The sequence below is a fragment of the Curtobacterium sp. MCPF17_047 genome (assembly GCF_003234045.1).
Lineage (GTDB): Bacteria > Actinomycetota > Actinomycetes > Actinomycetales > Microbacteriaceae > Curtobacterium.
Map to the genome: position 1 here is coordinate 51,379 of NZ_QKSF01000006.1, position 18,137 is coordinate 69,515.

12 protein-coding genes are annotated in these 18,137 nt (G+C 69.7%); 6 read left to right on the top strand and 6 right to left on the bottom strand.

Going from position 1 to position 18,137, the window contains the following annotated elements:
• Window positions 1–10 precede the first annotated feature (10 nt).
• Complete coding sequence (gene hisD, locus DEJ33_RS07745; protein WP_111194647.1) at window positions 11–1,318, bottom strand: histidinol dehydrogenase; 1,308 nt, start codon at window positions 1,316–1,318, stop codon at window positions 11–13.
• 80 nt (window positions 1,319–1,398) lie between these two features.
• Between hisD and DEJ33_RS07750 the strand changes: the two genes are divergently transcribed.
• The 5 genes from DEJ33_RS07750 (at window position 1,399) to DEJ33_RS07765 (ending at window position 8,135) form a co-directional block, all read left to right on the top strand.
• On the top strand, window positions 1,399–2,796 hold the full coding sequence (locus tag DEJ33_RS07750) for a hypothetical protein (protein WP_111194648.1): 1,398 nt from the start codon (window positions 1,399–1,401) through the stop codon (window positions 2,794–2,796).
• The gene (locus tag DEJ33_RS07755) at window positions 2,793–4,232 is read left to right on the top strand and encodes a glycosyltransferase family 2 protein (RefSeq protein WP_111194649.1); all 1,440 of its coding nucleotides are present in this window, start codon (window positions 2,793–2,795) and stop codon (window positions 4,230–4,232) included. The genes DEJ33_RS07750 and DEJ33_RS07755 overlap by 4 nt, the downstream gene beginning before the upstream one ends.
• Window positions 4,232–6,805 carry a glycosyltransferase family 2 protein gene (locus tag DEJ33_RS07760; protein WP_111194650.1) on the top strand — a complete coding sequence of 858 codons (2,574 nt, stop codon included), beginning with the start codon at window positions 4,232–4,234 and terminating at the stop codon, window positions 6,803–6,805. The genes DEJ33_RS07755 and DEJ33_RS07760 overlap by 1 nt, the downstream gene beginning before the upstream one ends.
• 78 nt (window positions 6,806–6,883) lie before the next feature.
• A complete protein-coding gene (locus tag DEJ33_RS17175; protein ID WP_181421520.1) occupies window positions 6,884–7,039 on the top strand; it encodes a hypothetical protein in 156 nt (51 codons plus the stop codon).
• Between the two features lie 22 nt (window positions 7,040–7,061).
• Entirely contained in the window at window positions 7,062–8,135 is a 1,074-nt protein-coding gene (locus DEJ33_RS07765) for a glycosyltransferase (protein WP_111194651.1), read from the top strand.
• Window positions 8,136–8,192: 57 nt separating this feature from the next.
• Here DEJ33_RS07765 and DEJ33_RS07770 read toward each other — a convergent pair whose 3' ends face one another.
• Window positions 8,193–9,863 carry a glycosyltransferase family 2 protein gene (locus DEJ33_RS07770; protein WP_111194652.1) on the bottom strand — a complete coding sequence of 557 codons (1,671 nt, stop codon included), beginning with the start codon at window positions 9,861–9,863 and terminating at the stop codon, window positions 8,193–8,195.
• Window positions 9,860–11,953, bottom strand: a complete 2,094-nt coding sequence (locus DEJ33_RS07775; protein WP_111194653.1) for an acyltransferase family protein — start codon at window positions 11,951–11,953, stop codon at window positions 9,860–9,862. Before DEJ33_RS07775 ends, DEJ33_RS07770 begins: the two co-directional genes overlap by 4 nt.
• Window positions 11,954–12,048: 95 nt before the next feature.
• Between DEJ33_RS07775 and DEJ33_RS07780 the strand changes: the two genes are divergently transcribed.
• A complete protein-coding gene (locus DEJ33_RS07780; protein ID WP_111077622.1) occupies window positions 12,049–13,662 on the top strand; it encodes an endonuclease/exonuclease/phosphatase family protein in 1,614 nt (537 codons plus the stop codon).
• 41 nt (window positions 13,663–13,703) lie between these two features.
• Here DEJ33_RS07780 and DEJ33_RS07785 read toward each other — a convergent pair whose 3' ends face one another.
• Genes DEJ33_RS07785 through DEJ33_RS07795 form a run of 3 tightly spaced genes read right to left on the bottom strand, consistent with a single transcriptional unit; the run spans window position 13,704 to window position 17,973 of the window.
• Window positions 13,704–16,397, bottom strand: a complete 2,694-nt coding sequence (locus DEJ33_RS07785) for a CDP-glycerol glycerophosphotransferase family protein (RefSeq protein ID WP_181436528.1) — start codon at window positions 16,395–16,397, stop codon at window positions 13,704–13,706.
• A gap of 29 nt (window positions 16,398–16,426) precedes the next feature.
• Window positions 16,427–17,155, bottom strand: a complete 729-nt coding sequence (locus tag DEJ33_RS07790) for an ABC transporter ATP-binding protein (protein ID WP_111077624.1) — start codon at window positions 17,153–17,155, stop codon at window positions 16,427–16,429.
• Entirely contained in the window at window positions 17,152–17,973 is an 822-nt protein-coding gene (locus tag DEJ33_RS07795) for an ABC transporter permease (RefSeq protein WP_110903107.1), read from the bottom strand. Before DEJ33_RS07795 ends, DEJ33_RS07790 begins: the two co-directional genes overlap by 4 nt.
• Between the last annotated feature and the right edge of the window lie 164 nt (window positions 17,974–18,137).

Below are 18,137 nucleotides of genomic sequence, written 5' to 3' on the forward strand. Positions count from 1 at the left end.
CGCCCTCAGGCTAGCGGTTCGTGCGCTCGGACACGGCGGCACCGTGCGCCGGCAGCTGCTCTTCGGTGGAGAGCGCGACGATGTGCGGCGCGACCTCGGCCAGGGCGGCCGCCGTGTACCGGATCACCTGCTGCGGGCGCAGGAAGGTCGACGCGGACAGCCCGGCCCCGAAGCGTGCCTGGCCGCCGGTGGGCAGGACGTGGTTCGACCCGGCGAGGTAGTCGCCCAGGCTGACGGGGGTGTCCGGTCCGACGAACACCGCACCGGCGGCGTCGATGTCGGCGAGCACCGCGTCGTCGTCCGCCGTCTGGATCTCGAGGTGCTCCGGCCCGTAGGCGTTGCTCACGATCGCGGCGTCGGCGAGCGAGTCGACCAGGACGATCGCCGACTGCGGTCCGTCCAGGGCGGTCTGGAGGCGCGCAGCCGTCCCGAGCACCGCCGTCCGTTCCGGGATCGCCGCCTCCACCGCGTCGGCGAACGCGGCCGACGTCGTCACGAGGACACTGCCCGCCTGCTCGTCGTGCTCCGCCTGGCTGATGAGGTCTGCTGCGACGTTCCCGGCGTCGGCGGTGTCGTCGGCGATGACGAGGATCTCCGAGGCGCCGGCTTCGGAGTCGATGCCGACGATGCCGCGGACGAGGCGCTTGGCGGCCGCGACGTAGTTGTTGCCCGGACCGGTCACCAGGTCGACGGGCTCGAGGCCGATCTCCGACACGCCGTGGGCCAGCGCCCCGATCGCGCCGGCCCCGCCCATCGCGTAGACCTCCTGCACGCCGAGGAGCCCCGCCGCAGCGAGGATCGTCGGGTGCACCGCGCCGCCGTGGTCGCGCTGCGGCGGGGAAACGAGCGCGATCGAACCGACACCGGCGACCTGGGCGGGCACGACGTTCATGACGACGCTCGAGGGGTAGACCGCCTTGCCACCGGGCACGTAGAGCCCGACACGACGCATCGGCTGCCAGCGCTGGTGGACCTCGGCACCGTCCGCGAGGGTGGTCACCGACGGCGACGGCACCTGCGCGGCACTCGCGGCGCGGACGCGGCGGATCGCCTCGTCGAGCGCGGCGCGGAGCTCGGGGGTGAGTCCGGCGACGGCGGCGTCGATCTCGGCGGCCGGCACCCGGACGTGCTCGGGTGCTCCCCCGTCGAACCGTTCGGCCTGCTCCCGGAGCGCGTCGGCACCGCGGTCACGGACGTCGTCGACGAGCACCCGTGCGGCGTCCACCGCATGCCCGACGTCGCCTGCGGCACGCGGCATGAGTCGGAGGAGTTCGGCACGGCCGGGGAGCCCGCCACGGAGGTCGATTCGCTGCATCATGAGGGCTCCGAGTCTAGTGATCCGGCCATGACCGGGCCGGATCCCCGGGCGGCGGGACCGTCCCGGTAACGTGAGCGTCGATGAACTTCGAGAAGGCCCGTCGGCTCGTCGCCGACCTGGTCCGCGTGAACGAGCGCTACGCCCGCGACGGGCACTACCGCAACGACGTCCGGGAACGGCTCGGGCGGACCGCCTCGCGGATCGACGTCGGCGTCGCCCGCCGCGAGCGCGACCGTGCTCCCCGCGCGGCTCGCCCGTACGAGGGGTTGGTCGAGACGAGCCTGGCCCTGGCCGGCATCCGCACCGCCGCCCGCGAGCCCGAGGTCGTGCTCGTCGTCGACGAGTTGCGCGACGGGGCTGCCTTCGCCGGTGTGCAGACCGCCCTCGCCGTCGCGATCGCGCTCGGGGACCGTCTGGGCCGGCGCGTCCGGGTCGTCATGGTCCGCTGGACGACGCCGGGCAACAGCGTCGCAGCGGCCGAGGCCCTCGTCGCCGACCGCTTCCCCGACACCCGGGTCGACGGACGCCCGGGCGTGCGCGTCGTCCGTCGCGAGGACGTGCTCGACACGGTGTTCGGGACGCAGGACATCTGGCTGGCGACGCACTGGAAGACGGCGCATCCGCTCGACGTCGCCGCGACGGCCGGTGTCGTCGCCCGCGAGCGGGTCGTGTACCTCGTGCAGGACTACGAGCCGGGCTTCAGCGCGTGGTCCACCGACTACGCCGTCGCCGCGTCGACCTACCGTGCCGGCTTCCGGATGCTCGTGAACTCGGAGCCCCTGCGTCGGTACCTGGCGGACGTCGAGGGCATCGACATCGCCCCGGCCGCGACGTTCGCGCCGCACCTGGACGTCGAGTTGCTGGAACGGGTCGCCGCCGCGCGACGCCTGGTCGCCGAGGACGGCGGGGTCGTCCGCGTCCTCTTCTACGGGCGACCGAGCAAGCACCGCAACCTCTTCCGCCTCGGCGTGGCCGCGCTCCGGATCGCCGTGCAGGAGCTGGCCCCGGACGGCATCCGGGTCGAGTTCCACTCCGCCGGTGAACAGCACGCGGACGTCGAGCTCGACGGGGGCGCCGGCGACGTCAAGCTGGTCTCGCACGGCACGATGCCGTGGGACGACTACTTCCGGTTCATCGCCTCCACCGGGGTGGTGCTCTCGCTGCAGCACAGCCCGCACCCGAGCCACCCGCCGTTCGACGGCGCGATCTCCGGGGCACGGGTCGTGACCAACGAGTTCCGGGGCACGCGCGCCGGGCTGCACCCGAACCTCCAGGCCGTCCCCACCGACGCCCGCTCGCTCGGCCTCGCGGTGGCCGACGCCGTCCGGCGTGTCGCCGCGGACGGACCGACCGGGTTCGTCCCGCTCGCCGACGGCGCCCTCGGCGGGCCGCTGGACGCCGCCGTCGACGTCCTCGGCGCCGCACTGGAAACGGACGCCCTCGGCGCCGCACTCGAGACCGAGGAAGAGAACCGATGACCCGCACCACCCTCGTCGTCGTCCCCGTGTACGGCGACCTCGAGTCGCTGCTGCGCTGCGTGGACGGGCTGCTCGAGCACCTCGACACCGCGGTGCACCGGGTGCTCCTCGTGAACGACTGCGGCCCGGACGCGGACGCCATCGAGCGCGCCCTGCTGGACCGCATCGGCGAGCGCCCCGGGTTCCGGTACGAGCGCAACGACCGGAACCTGGGCTTCGTCGGGACGTGCAACCGTGCCGTCACCGAGCTCGACACGGGCGGGGACGCCGTCCTGTTGCTCAACAGCGACGCGGTGCCGACCGCCGGGTTCCTCGACGCCATGCTCGCGGTCCTCGACGAGGACCGCACCGGTGTCGTGACGGCCCGCAGTGACAACGCCACGATCGCGAGCATCCCGTACCGCCTGGCGAACCGTGGCGCGGCCCGGACCGAAGCCCGGACGCGTGCCGTCTGGGGTGCCCTCGCCCCGCTGCTGCCGGTGTCCCAGGTGATGCCCGTCGCGATGGGCTTCTGCTTCCTGACCCGTCGCGAGCTCGTCGCGGAGCACGGGCTCTTCGACGAGGCCTTCGCCCCCGGCTACGGGGAGGAGAACGACTACTGCCTGCGCATCGCGGAGCACGGCTGGCTCGCCAAGATCGCGAACCGGGCGCTCGTCCTGCACGCGGGCGGCAAGAGCTTCTCCGGCAACCGCAACGCCCTCCGTGCGGCACACCAGCGCGAGCTGGAACGGCGGTACCCCTTCCTGCCGGACGCGGTCGCCGCGTACCAGCGACACGGCATGACCGCGACGGAGCGGTTCGCCGACGCGCTCGTGCCGAGCGGTTCGACGCCACGCCTCGCGGTCGACCTGCGGCACGTCGCGGACGCCGGTGCACTGGTCCGCGACGTCGACGCGGCCTTCGGGGACGGTTTCGCCCTGGAGGCACGGCTCCCCGCCGGCACGACGGCTCCCGCCACGTGGACCGTCACCACGGACCCTCCGTCGGCCGACGACCTCGTCGCCGTCGCCGTGCTCGTGGACCCGACGCCGGCCGAGGTCGTCGCCGCGAACCGTCGCGCGCTGCACCTCGTCGTCGTCCGGTCCGCTCCCCCAGCGCTCCCGTGGTCCTCGCGGCGACACCGGACCGGTGCCGACACCGTCGCGGCCGTCGTCGACCGGTTCGCCGAGGTCGTCGCTCCCGGCGGGCTCGCCGGGGCGCGGGCGGGCCTCGACGCCCGGATCGCCGCTCCGCTCGCGGACCGTTCGGCGGCGCTCGAGGAACGGTGGTCGGCCCTGCTGCCCCTCGACGTCACCGCCGCCGACGTCGTCGCGGACAGCGCCTCCGACGAGGTCGGACGACTGCGCCGCGAGCTCGACGACCTGCGCGGCAGCCGGTCGTTCCGCACCGGCCAGGCGATCGCCAAGGTCGCCTCGCGTCTGCCGGGTCGCCGCTGATGGCCGACCGTGGGGGCATCGGCCGGGTCGCACGGCGGTTCGCCCGGCAGCTGCGGGGCCCCGAGAAGCCCCTGACCGTCGCCGACCGACTCGACCGCTGGGCCCGACGCATCGCCGAGTTCGGCGTGCTCGACCGGGAGTACCTCGAGGCGCAGACGGGACGGACCTTCGCGACCGACGAGGAGGCGACCGCCTTCTACGTCCACAACGACGGGCAGCGGGGTCTGTCGCTCAGCCCGCTCATCGAGCACGAGTGGATGCGCGAGCACCAGCCGGCACCCGCGATGTCCTGGTACGACGCGCTGCACCAGGAGGGACCGGAGCTCTTCCAGACCGGACCGCTCTTCGACGCCGGCGTGTACGCCGCCTCGGTGCCGGCGCCCTCCCGCCCGGCGTCCACCCTCGATGCGCTGCGGCACTTCCTGCGGAACGCGACGGACGTGACCGCGCTCCCCGTGCCTCCCGGCCGTCGTGGCCCGGCACCGACCTGGGGAGCCGCACGCGCCGCCGCGTTGCAGGGCGCTCGCGACTTCGCCGCCGCCCAGCACCGGACGCGCCGTCGCTACCGGTCGTCCTGGGACGGCCCCGAGACGCTCGACCTGTCGGCGCGCTACCCGCGGGGGGACGCCCGCCGCGACGCCGAGCAGCCGCTCGTCTCCGTCGTGCTGCCGGTGTACCGACGGGCAGACGTCGTCGGCGCAGCGATCGACTCGGTCCTCGCCCAGGAACACACCACCTGGGAGCTCCTGGTCGTCGACGACGGGTCGGGCGACGACACCGTCGACGTCGTCCGCGCCCGTGCCGCCGGCGATGCGCGCATCCGGCTGCTGGAACGGGAGAACGGCGGAGCCGCCGCGGCACGGAACACCGGACTGGCCGCCGCGACCGGCTCGTTCATCGCCTTCCTCGACGCCGACAACACCTGGCGTCCGCAGCACCTCAGCGCCGCCCTCGCGGCCCTGCTCGAGGGCGACGCACCCGGTGTGCACACGGGGCTCCGGATGACCGGGGCGAACAACGCCGATGACGCCACCGCGCCGGTCGAGACGTTCCGCGGCGAGGACGGCACCCACGAGGACCTGCTCGCCGGCAACTTCATCGACCTCAACGCCCTGGTGGTGCGTCGTGACGTCGCCGACGCCGTCGGCCCCTTCGACGAGGACCTGCGCCGGTGGATCGACTGGGAGTGGCTGCTCCGCATCGCAGCACACGCCGCCGTCCCCGAGTACGTCCCGGTCATCGGGGTGGACTACGACAACGTCCGTGACCCCCGCCGTGTCTCGTCGGGCCAGCCGGCGTCCTGGCAGGAGGTCGCGCTCGCGCGGCACCGCATCGACTGGGACGCTCTCGCCGCGGCCGCCCCCGACCGGGTGCGTGACCGGGTGTCGGTCGTGATGCCGGTCTTCCGCGACTGGACGATGACCCGGCGGGCCGTCGACACCGTGCTCGGCGCCGCCGACCACGACGGCGACGACGTCGAGGTGGTGGTCGTCGACAACGGCTCCCCGCGCTCGGTCTCCGCCGTCCTCGACGCCTGGTTCCGCGGCGACCCGCGGGTGGTGCTCCAGCGGGAGGACCGGAACCGCAACTTCGCGCTCGGCAGCGACCTCGGACTCGCACGCACCACCGGCGCGACCGTCGTGATGCTCAACAACGACACCGAGGTGACACCCGGCTGGCTCCGACCCCTCGTCGCGGCGCTCGAGGACCCGACGGTCCTCGGCGTCCAACCGCTCCTCGTCTACCCGGACGGAGTCGTCCAGGCCGCCGGCACCGTCTTCGGTGGCGACAAGGTCCTGCCGTGGCACTTCCTCGCCGACCACCCGCGGTACGACGCGGACCGTGCGTTCCGGACCCCGGCCTCCCGGCGGTTCACGGCGATCACCGCGGCGGCCGCGGCCTTCCGGGCCGACGACCTGATCCGCTGGCACGGCTTCGACCCCGTCTACGCGAACGGGCTGGAGGACGTGGACCTGTGTCTGCGCGCCCTCGCCACCGCCGAGCCGGGGGCCGCGTTCGTCGTCGAACCGGCCTCGGTCGTCGTCCACCACGAGAGCCGGACACCGGGGCGGGACGACGCGCGGATCGAGAACCGCCGCGTGTTCGACGAGCGGTGGCGCGGGCGCTACCCGGACGCCGATGCGGCCGACCGGTACGAGGGCGCTGGACTCCGGTACCTCGGAGTCGAGCCGGGCCTGCCGAAGGGACACGGCGTGACGGTGCGGTCGTCGCGGCCGGTCGTCGTCCGCGAACCGGGCGCCACGGGCCTCCGGGTCGCGGTGAAGCACGACGGGACCCGACCCGCGGACGTCACCGCGCTCGTCGGTGCGCTCGAGAGCGCGGGACACGCCGTGCAGGTCGACATGCCGACGTCCTGGTACCGGGGGGCCAGCGGGCTCGACGACGTGACCGTGCTCGTCGCCGGGAGCGTTTCCTCCTGGGTGCCGCAGCCGGGGGCCCGGAACGCCGTGTGGCTCGCCGCGGGGCAGCATGTGGCGGACGGGGACTTCGCGGTCGTCGTGGCGGAGCCCAGCGCGGAGGCGGTCGTCACGGCATTGACATCCGTCCCCTGAACGCGGGCTTGTCAGACGTTCACCGCGTTCCGAGGACTCTGATGTCTCCCGTTCACCTCGGGCGCGCATCATCGAGGCATGTCGCTCCTCTCCGATGTGATCCGGTCGAACTCCACGACCCAGTGCGTCGTCTGCGGTGCGGTCATCAGCAAGCGCGATGCACTCGGCCTCGACGGACTGGCGTTCTGCTCGGTCCTGCACGAAGCCGAACACATCGTCGCCACGCTCGACTGACCGTCGCCCGTAGGATCGGGCGGTGTCCGATCGCCAGCTCGCGGTGTTCCCCGCCTACCGCGACAACCCCTACCTGAATCTCATGCTGCTCGCGCCCCGCGCGCGGAGGTGGCACGTCCTCGAGAGCCTCCGGCTGGAGGTGCTCGAGCAGCACCTCGGCCGACTCGGCGCCGGCGACGTCTTCCACATGCACTGGACCGCGCCGATCGTGCAGCGTGCTGACGACGACCTCGACGCGGCACGGGTCCGGCTCGACCGCTTCCGCTCCGCCGTCGACGCCGCGCGCGACCGTGGCACCAGGCTGGTCTGGACCGTGCACAACATCCTGCCCCACGACGCCCGGCACCTCGAACTCGAACTCGAACTGGATCGGTACCTGGCCGAGATCGCCGACGCCGTGCACGTGATGAACGCCGCGACCGCTGCCGCGGTGGCACCGCACTACTCGCTCGACCCGGCTCGAGTCGTGCACATCCCGCACCCGAGCTACCAGGGGGTCTACCCGAGTTCCATGACGCGAGACGACGCTCGCGCGTCGTTCGGCCTCGACCCCGACGACCACGCCGTCCTGGCGTTCGGGCAGATGCGCCCCTACAAGGGCGTCGACGTGCTCGTCGAGGCCGTCCGACGCCTGCCCGCCGACCAGCGCCCCGTGCTGCTGCTCGCCGGCCGGACGTCGGACGAGGATCGGGTCGCGATCGACCGGCTCCTCGGCGCTGACCTGCGCGCCGTCCGCCAGCACGACCACGTCGACGACGTCGACGTCCAGCGATGGTTCCGCGCAGCGGACGTCGCCGTGTTCCCCTACCGGCGCGTGCTCAACTCCGGCAGCCTGCACCTGGCGGCGTCGTTCGGCGTCCCCGCGGTGCTGCCGGACGAGGCGCACCTGCGGGCGGAGTTCGGGGACGAGGGGTGGATCCGGTGGTTCGACACCGGGGACGCTGCGGGGTCGCTGGCGCAGATGCTCGCGAGGGAGGACGTCGAGTGGCATGCAGGAGCAGTCCGGTCAGCGACGGCCGCCAGCCGTCGTCTGATGCCGTTCCCGGTCTCCCGTCGGTACGCCGACCTCCTGGACCGGGTCTCCGCAGTCGGTTGAACCGTCGCTGGCCGTACCCGGCAGGTCACGGCAGGCGGCCGGAGGTCCTGCGAGGCTTCAGCGCATGCGGCGGGCAACGCGCCGCAACGCCGATGCGAGTCCCCGTTGCGGTGCTGCTCGCCGATCGACGAGGAAGCGCCATCCGTCGCGCCGGTCTGCGAGCGGCTGCAGCGGGTCCGCCGCGGGCAACGGCGGCAGGGCCATCCGAGCGGTGACGACCGGCAGCCGGACCTCGGACATGTCGGAAACGACCTCCACCGTGTGCCTGCCGACGGTCAGGCCGTCCGCCGAGAGGTCGACCAGCCACCGTCGGCCGCCGTCCTCGACCGTCACCGGCAGGCGCACCTCGCCGTCGGAGATGACGAGCGTCAATGCCGGAGGCGCGGCACCGGCTGGCATCGGACCGCCGAGCCGGAGTCCCGAACCGGTCGGTTCCGCCTGGTCGACGACCAACGGGACCACGTGGCGGAGGCGGGATGCAGCGATGACGTCCTCTGGGCTTCCTGCCCGGACCGCTTCCGCCATGACACCGACCAGCCCATCGCGGGCGGCCGGGAGCGGGAGCGCACGGAGCTGTGGCATCCACGCGCCGACGTCTGCTGGATCGACGGCGTCAGCGGCGTTCACGAACGCCGGGAGCAATCCGTCCGCCACCAGAGCGGCGACGTCGCTCGTGCTCGTCCTGCCGGCTCGTCCGAGGGCAGACAGCGCACCGATCCACGCGACTGCCCGCTCGGTGGCGGCCCCGCTCGCGGCGTGTTTGGCGAAGCGCTCCGCTGCTGCCCACTCGTCGGCCAGGACGAGGTGCCACAGCGTCCGACGCGGCGGAGCGACGTCCACGAGCCCGTCGAGACCGATCGCCGCCATGAGCGGGGCCAGCGCGTCGGCGACGGCTGCCGTTGCTGCTGCGTCCGGACCGCTGAGCAGGAACCGGTGCAGGTGCGCCCATCCGTCAGCATCCAACACGATCTCGGCATGCTGACTCCGCAGGGCGGGGTACTCCGCCACCAGCCTCGCGCAGTGCAGCTCCTGCCGGAGGTACCGGTCCGTCACCGCGACGTCCGCACGGAGTGAGAGCGACGTTCCGTCGCCCCGATCGCGGTAGAGGTAGACACAGTCTTCAACGACGTCGACCCTCGACGCTGCGGCAACGGCACGGGTCATCGGTTCGATGTCCTCGACGCTCGGCACCTCCGGGAAGCGGAGTCCCGCACGTTCCCAGAACGAGCGGCGGAACACACGGTTCCAGCAAGCTCGGCCCGACAACAGCGCCGGAACCTCCGTCGGCGCGACCGCCCGACGTGGGGCCTCGAAGAGGTGCCATCGAGCCGTCGGGCTCCAGGTCTCGGTCGCCGAGAACTTCAGGTGGTCGCCGACGACCATGTCCGAACCGCTCGCCGTGACAGCGTCGAGCATTGCCCGGTACGCCCCGTCCGGCACGAGGTCGTCAGCGTCGGCGAAGACGAGGTACTCCCCCGTCGCCGCGTCGACCCCCTCGTTCCGGGCCGCTGCGGCGCTGCCGACGTTCGACCGCAGCAGGCGGACGCGTGAGTCCCGGGCCGACACCGCTGCGACGAGCGCAGCCGTGTCGTCGGTTGAGCCGTTCTCGACGACCAGGACCTCCATCTGGTCGACCCCCTGGGCCAGGACCGTCTCGAGGAGTTCGGTGATCCAGGGGGCACTGTCATGGGCGGGGACGATGACGGACAGGGCCGGCGACGTGCTCATCCGGCCGGAGCCGTGAAGTCGGAATCACCGAGCGTGTCGGCTCGGTCGAGGGCACGAGCCAACCACGGCCCGAGCGAAGTGCTGTAGGTGTGTGACAGGTGCGATCCGTCGAAGTACACCGACACGCCGCCGATCCCGGAGAAGCAGCGGTCGTCGTCGCAGAACTCCTGGTGTACGGGAACGTAGCGGACGCGGTTTCCGTAGCCGTCCTTCACCAGCCCGCGGAACACTGCGGACGTCGACGGTGGGTACGCCGTCGCCACGGGGTTCGAGCATGCCGGGGCGGGCTCCTCGGCGAGGCAGTTGGGTCCCCAGACCTTCGCCTCGAGCGTCCGACCCGTCAACGGGACGTGCTGCATCAGGGACACGTCACGCCCGGCGTCCTGGACCGCGTCGATGACCTGCTCGTAGCCGAGATCCTGCTTCCCAGCATCGCCGGGGAACACGTAGTTCGCCCAGAGATCAGCAAGGACGACACGATCGGCACGAGGGACGACCGTCTCGCTCACCCACCGGTTGCGATCCGCACACCACCGCTGCTGGTCCGCCGGGAGCGCCTCACCGAAGGACGTGGCCTCCGGTGCGACCAGGGAAGATGGACACTTGTTGCGCGCCGCGACGATGACACGCCAGTGCTCGATCTTTCCGGCGATGTCGAAGGCCGAGGACCAAGCGCCGGCGTGCGAATCTCCCCAGAGCAGCACCGTCGTCGTCCCGTCCGGGTCGCCGAGCTCACAGAGCTTCTGGGTGTTCTGGGTGACGTCGTCGATGCAGTCGTCCTGCCATGCGAGGGGTTTGTCGGCGAGCGGAGCCGGCAGCTCTGCGCGGTCCACCGTCCCGAAGGCATCGCGACACTCACGGCCGCTCACTGCGGCGGCGGCGTAGCAGGAATCTCCCTTCGTGACCTTCGCGATGAGCGCCGCGTCAGCGGCGTCGCTCGCGGCGGTCGCGACACCGACCGATCCGAGCGCGGCGCTCGCGAGGACAGCAGCGGCGAGAGCCCCGGCGATGTAACTGCGTCGACGCGGGAACGAGAGACGCCGGCTCTTCCGGAAGGGGTTCTCGACCAGCGTGTAGGTGAGCCCGGCGAGCACCAGCGTTCCGACCAGGATTCCGAGCTTGAGGCGGAGATCGAGATCCCGGCCGATCACTTGTGGCAGGAGGACGATGAGGGGCCAGTGCCAGAGGTAGGCGGAGTACGAGACGTCGCCGAGCCAGCGCACCGGACCAAAGCGGGACAGAAACCCCCACGACCAGGTCGAGTCCTCGTCGCTGCGTCCACCGATCACCATCGCTGCACCGAGCGTCGGGACCACCGCGGCGATGCCGGGGAACGGGGTGGCATCAGTGAACAGCAGCGCCGAACAGCCCACCGCCATGACGCCGATCCACGGCAGGACAGCGCGCAGCGACCGATGGGGTACCGGGAGGAAGGCGAGCAGACCGCCGACGGCGAACTGCCACGCACGCGCCGAAGTGTCGAAGAACGCCACGTCGGGATCGAGCGCCGTGTGCGTGACACCCCACGCCACGCTGAGCAGCGCGACGATGCCGATGGTGAGGGCGATGGCACGATGCGGCTTCGTCTTGCCGATGACCGCTGCGAGGAGCAGCAGGACGGGCCAGACGATGTAGAACTGCTCTTCGACGGACAGCGACCAGAAGTGCTGCAGCGGACTCGGCTGGGATGCGGACTCGAGATAGCTCACGGACTGTGCCGCAAGGTGCCAGTTCTCCACGAAGAATGTCGACGCGAGCACGTGCCAGGCCGTCGGCGCCCAACTCGTCGCCGGCAGGACGAGGAGGGTGGTGATCAGCACGCTCGCGGTGACCACGATCGCCGCAGGTGCGAGGCGGCGGATCCGGCGAGCGTAGAAGCCCACCAGCAGCTGAGGACTTCGTTGCTGCTCGATGAGTCCGACGAGATGACTCGTGATGAGGAATCCGGAGATCACGAAGAAGACATCGACACCGACGTAGCCACCCGTGAGGCGGTTCGGCCAGAGGTGGTAGAGCACGACCAGGCCGATCGCCAGGGCACGGAGTCCCTGGATGTCGGAGCGGAGGTGTGTCAGGCGCGTTCTCGGCACCCCGAAACACTAGACCATTTGAGGCATTCTCTACCGGCAGTAGGACGGGCGGTCTATCCTGCTGGAACGCCAGGGACAGGAATCAGGGGTTCTTCATGAGACGCATCGCGATCGCGCTCGGACTGACAACAGTGCTGATCGGAGGCGGAGCGCTCCTCCCCGGAGCCGTCGGGGGGCCGGCATCGGCAGCCACGAAGCCGGCGCAGGTGACCGCGGTCTCGCAGGCGACTCAGGACTGGGCCGGCAAGAGCGTCAAGATGACCTGGAAAGCCGTGCCCGGCGCAACGAGCTACGTCACGAAGTGGTCGAGCCGCGCTGACCTCGGGAGTCCGACGTACAAGGACTCGACCGGAGTCGGCGCGTGGATGACGCGACTCGTTCCGGGTACGACGTACTACGTCACCGTCGCAGCGAAGAACGGGACAACGGCCGGCGCCTGGGCCAGGACGGTGACCGCGGTGCTCCGCCCGCACGCCGTCGGGACGTTCGGTCCCATCACGGCGGCACCGGCCAAGGGAGCAGTCAGCGTCTCGATCCCGGAGGTCGCCGACGCGAGCGACTACCAGGTCCGCTGGTCCGCCGGACCCAACGAGAACCGGGTTCCCGACCGATGGGCAGCGAAGACCACGCCGTGGTCGTCTGCTTTCGATCCGGCGACGCGAACCTGGACGCTACCGACATCGGACGCGGACCTCACCTCGGTCGCGTACGGAAACCCGATCTACGTCCGAGCCATGGCCAGGAACACTTACTTCGATCCCGCGTCCGTGCGCAAGTCCGTCCAGGTCCGCGCATGGCCGAAGCCGACGGTTCCGGTCACGACTGACCACCCACTGCACATCGCGAGCTACAACGTCCTCTGCTCGGGCTGTGAGCAGAACGGCGCGCCGGCGTGGTCGACCCGCGCTCCCGCGATCGCCGACGTCATCAAGGACAAGGGCCCTGACGTCCTCACGCTGTTGGAAGCAAGCGGTTCGGCGGCAGGCCGCGGATCCGAGCAGGCCTACCTCGACCTCGCGCGCCGCCTGCCGGAGCTCCGTCTGGTCGACACAGCACCGATGACCGTGAGTGCCTCCCACCAGGGCAACCGAATCATGTACAACCCGACGAAGTACAGCGTCGTCGACCACGGAGTCCTCGCAGGAGTGAAGGACTACGAGGTCTACCCCGAGGCGAGTGCGCCGGACACGAACACCCCCTGGGCTGAGTTCCGAGCCGCCGACGGAACCGGCGCGACCTTCATCGTCGTCGCCGCGCATTACGGCATCCCGTCGAGCTCGTACGCGGAACCGCGGAAGACACTGTTGGGCAAGAACTCGGCACAGCTGATCACGGCGCTCAACCGAATCAACCCGGCGGACAGCAGCGGTCGTCGGTTACCCGTCATCCTCGGGGGCGACCTCAACGACAACCGGTACCCGGAGGACGCGGTGGACGGTGCACAGCCGACGCTCGTCAGGGCCGGTTTCTACGACGCCTCAGCGTCACAGCACCGTTACGGGACGAGCAAGCCCACCTACAACGCCTACCTCCCCGCCTCCGGACAGGTGGACGACCCGAACGGTGATGGCCAGCGCATCGACTACATCCTCACGCAGGGCATCCAAGGGAGCGACGAGTTCGTCAACAACTGGAACCCAGGCACGACGACGATCCCGTCCGACCACAACATGATCGAGGCCAGGGTTCGTGTCCCCACACGCCGGTGACAGCCGCAGTACAAGCTGCGACGAACGCCCCCGAAGTCACTTCAGCGCGCCGGTTGGTCGACCTCGGTGACGATCGTCCGGGCGGACCGCGGTCCGCCATCCAATGCCAGCATCGCCTCGAACACGCGCTGACTGTTCTGTTCGTCTCGGGTGACGAACGCGTTTCGAGTGCGTTCCAGGTACACGGCGTCGGAGTGGAAGCCGTCGGCGCCGATCGTCTCCACGGCCGCCTCCACCGCAGAGACGTTCGTGGCGACGGGGCCGAACCCGTCCCGCTGGTAGTCGAAGTACCCACGGCGTCCGACGTGTGATCCGTCGAAGAACGACGACGCGTCGAACTGGAAGTACACGAGCGGCACGTCGAGGAAGGCTGCCTCGAACCCGAGGGACGAGTAGTCCGTGATCATCAGGGCGGCACGCGCGATGACGTCCTGCACGTTGCGAGTCCCGTAGTCCCAGACCTCGACCCAGTCCGGCACCTCGAAGTCATCCAGGTACGGGCGCATGTTCGGGTGGGGCATGAAGACGACGCGCTTGCCGGTGCGGACTGCGACGTCACGGAGGCGCTCGGATCCGATGAGAGCGTTGTACTCGAGCGCGAACTGGCTCGCCGGGAAGTCCGGGTTCTTCAGCCGCTCGTTGCTCCCTGGTACCTGAGCACCAGCGAGCTTCTTCCGCCAGGTGGGCATGACCAGGATGAGGTCGCGCTCGGCGCCCGACGTGGCACGGCGCTTCCGCAGGAGTTCGTCGTGACGCGGGAAGCCAGTGAGCACCACCTCACGGTCCGTGAACGTGTACGGGCCGTCGCCGGCGATGGACTGCTTCTCCTGCGGAGTGACGACGACGAAGAGCTCCGCGGGCTTGGCGTTCACCCAGCGCGAGATGTCGTAGTTGGTGACGCCGTGCTGCAACCAGGTGAAAGAGAAGCGCGGATTCCCGTACCTCCACCGAGGGAGTGGGTTGACGACGTAGACGTCGATGTGGGACGACGCGAGATGAACCGCGTGGAGCATCAGCTTCCGCCACTCAGGAGTCCCGTGGGCAACGAGCCGGAAGCCCTCGGCAGCGAGACGTGCCCAGTCCTTCGACTTCTGGTCCAGGACGAACCAGGCATTGACTTCGGGTCGGTTCGCCCGCACCCATCGGTACAGGTGCTCCGCGTTGTCGTTCGCGTCGGTGTTCCGGTCCATGAAGACCCAGGCGTTCTCGTACTTCGCGCGGACCCGTCGCGAACGGACGGTCACCCCCAGCACGGCGTCCTCGGTCCGCCGTCGGTACTTGCCCGAGCGCAAGTCGTCGTAAACGCCACGAGCTTGCCGCTTCACGAACTGCAGTGCGGGCGTTGAGACGTCCGACCAGCGGTTCTGCAGCGCCTTCCGTTGTCCGATGATCTGCGGGTGCAGTTGACGGCGGGTCAGTGTCTCGTCGGCCTCGTGCCGCTCACCACGGCTGAACGGAACGACCTCGCCGTCGATCCAGATCCGGCTGAGACGGCCGCGCTCGATCCACATGTGACGTTGCCGCAGGACCGGCCGGCCGTAGAAGACCAGGTCCTGGACCTTCTCGTGCACCGGTAGGACCTCGACGCCATCGGTGGTGATGCGCTCCGCCGGACGGTCGCCCGTGAACCAGTAGCTGAGCTTCACGTGCTGTCGCACCTCATCGACCCGTTCGAGCTTCACGTACCGCGGGCGCTCTTGGGCGCCGGAGTACCCGATGAGCAGCGCCTTCCGGACCGCGTACTCGACGCTCATCAAGTCGAAGGAGTTGATGGCGTCGTCCGAGATGCGCGATCGGATCGCCGACACGAGGTCATGGAACTCGTCGAACGTGTGCACGGGCGCGAGCGCGGACGATGAATTGAGGGCTCGCTCGTTCTTGAAGTACCAGAAGAGGTCGTAGAGCAGGGTGTTCTCGAGCCACCTCGGGACGTCGCCCCGTCCGGCGGCCTCCTGCAGCAGATCCAGGTGTCCGTGACGGAGGACGTCGGTGTACTTGCCCGGGTGGTCGAAGTGCGACTCCATCAGAGAGGTTCCATCGCCGCGGATCCGATAGTGGTACTTGGCGGAGGCGAGGACACCGATGTCGTGCATCCGGGAGGCCAGGAGGTAACGGCCGATGAAGTGCGCGTCTTCGAACACCGGCCGGATCCGGCCGTCGAACCGCACATCGTGCTCACGGATCACGTCGGAGCGGAAGAACGCCGAGTTCACGGCCATCTGGATGACCGGTTCCTGGTCGATGTCGATGATGCGCGATCCCTTGGCGAACTTGACCCGCAGCGGGTGGCTGTCGACGAGTTCGCCGCGTTCGTTGAGACGGAGCTGATGGGTCGCGAGCATCCCCACGCGCGGCGCGCCATGCAGATTGACGAACTTGACGACCTCCTCGAAGTAGCGGTCGTCGAACACGTCGTCCGGGTCCGCGAAGGTCACCCACTCGGCGTCGACGTGTTCCATGCCCGCGTTACGCGCAGCAGCCACCCACGCATTCGTCTGGCTCACGACGACCACGTGCGCCCGACGCGCCTCCGACCAGCGCTGAAGGATCTCGAGACTGCCGTCAGTGGACCCGTCGTCGACGAAGACCAGCTGGACCGACTCGACCGCCAGTGTCTGGCGTTCGAGTGACGCGAGGAGGTCCGGCAGGTACCGGGCCACGTTGTACACGGCGAACACCGCGCTCACCAAGAACCGGTGACGCGACGACGTCGTCGCGATTTGCTGCAGATCCACTCTGTCCCCTCGTGCCGTCGTGCGAACGCTCAGACGGTCTTGTTGTAAGCGGCCACGACGTCCTCCGTCTTGCCGATCTGCTGGAGCTCGCCCTCGTTCAGCCAGGCGACCTCGTCGCACATGTCCTTCACGGTCGCCATCGAGTGGGAGACGAGGATGACCGTGCGGCCCTCCGCCTTCATCTCCTTGAACTTCGTGCGGCACCGCTTCTGGAACGTCGCGTCCCCGACCGCCAGGACCTCGTCGACGACCAGGACGTCCGGCGTGACGGCGACAGCGACGGAGAACCCGAGTCGGACGTACATGCCCGAGGAGTAGTTCTTCACCGGCTGGTCGATGAAGTGGCCGACGCCCGAGAACGACACGATCTCGTCGAACTTCCGCGTCACTTCCTTCCGGCTCATCCCGAGGATCGAACCGTTGAGGAAGACGTTCTCACGGCCGGAGAGCTCCGGGTGGAAACCGGAGCCGACCTCGAGCAGTGACGCCTGCTTGCCTCGGGCGGTGATCGAGCCCTCCTCCGGCCACAGGATCTTCGCCAGGCACTTCAGCAGGGTCGACTTGCCGGACCCGTTCTTGCCGATGAGGCCGAAGGTCGTGCCCTGCGGCACTTCGAACGAGACGTCCTTGAGTGCCCAGAAGTCCTCGTGCACGGACTTCTTGCCACGCATGACCATGCTCTTCAGCGAGTCGTTCCGCTCGTGGTACATCCGGAAGCGCTTGGAGACGTTCTCGACGGTGACAGCAGCATCGTTCACAGGAGTTCGGCCAACTTCTTCTCGTTGCGGGAGAAGACGACGTAGCCGATCGCGAGCGAGACGCACCCGGCGAGTGCGCACGCGACCAGGTCGCCCCATTCCGGCAGTCGGTTGTCGTACATGAGGTTGCGGAAGACCTCGGAGAACCGCTCGATCGGGTTGAGCTTGTAGACCGTGATGATCCACGGGTGCCCGGCCTTGTCCGCGGCGTTCTGGACGAGCGACAGGGGGTAGATGATCGGCGACAGGTACATCCACATCTGCAGGCCGATGCCCACCAGGTGCTGCATGTCGCGGAAGTGGACGTTGACGATCGAGAGGATGAGTCCGATCCCGGCGGAGAACATGGCGAGGAAGACCATCGTCAGCGCGATCACGGGCAGGAACACGAACCACTTCGATCCGAAGACCGCCAGTGCGATGAGCAGGACGCCCATCTCGACGAGCCACGTGAACCCGAACGAACCGACGGCGGCCAGCGGCAGCGTCATCCGTGGGAAGTAGACCTTCTTGATGAGCGAGCCGTTCGCGACGATCGACGTCATCCCGGCGTTGATCACGTTGCGGGCGAAGATCCACGGGAGCAGTCCGCACATGAGCCAGAGCGGGTAGATCTGCAGACCGCTCGGGTCCCCCACCTCGAGCCGGGCCCGGAAGATGAACGAGTACACGATCGTGTAGATCAGCATCGTCGCGAGCGGGTTGATCAATGACCACAGCTGCCCGAAGACGGTGCGCCGGTACTTGCCCTTGACCTCGCGTGCGGTGAGGTTGGCCAGCAGTTCGCGCGACGCCATCAGGTCGTTGAAGTACGTCATGCTTCGGTTGCTGACTCCTCCGGGGCGCAGCGGAGCGCTCCTGGTGCAGGGTTCGGGGACGAGACATTCTCGCACAGTGGCGTGGCGCAGCCCGCGCCGACGCTTCGCCACAAGGCGCAGGACACGGCGATCTGATGGATTACTGAAGAACTGTCGGTGAATCC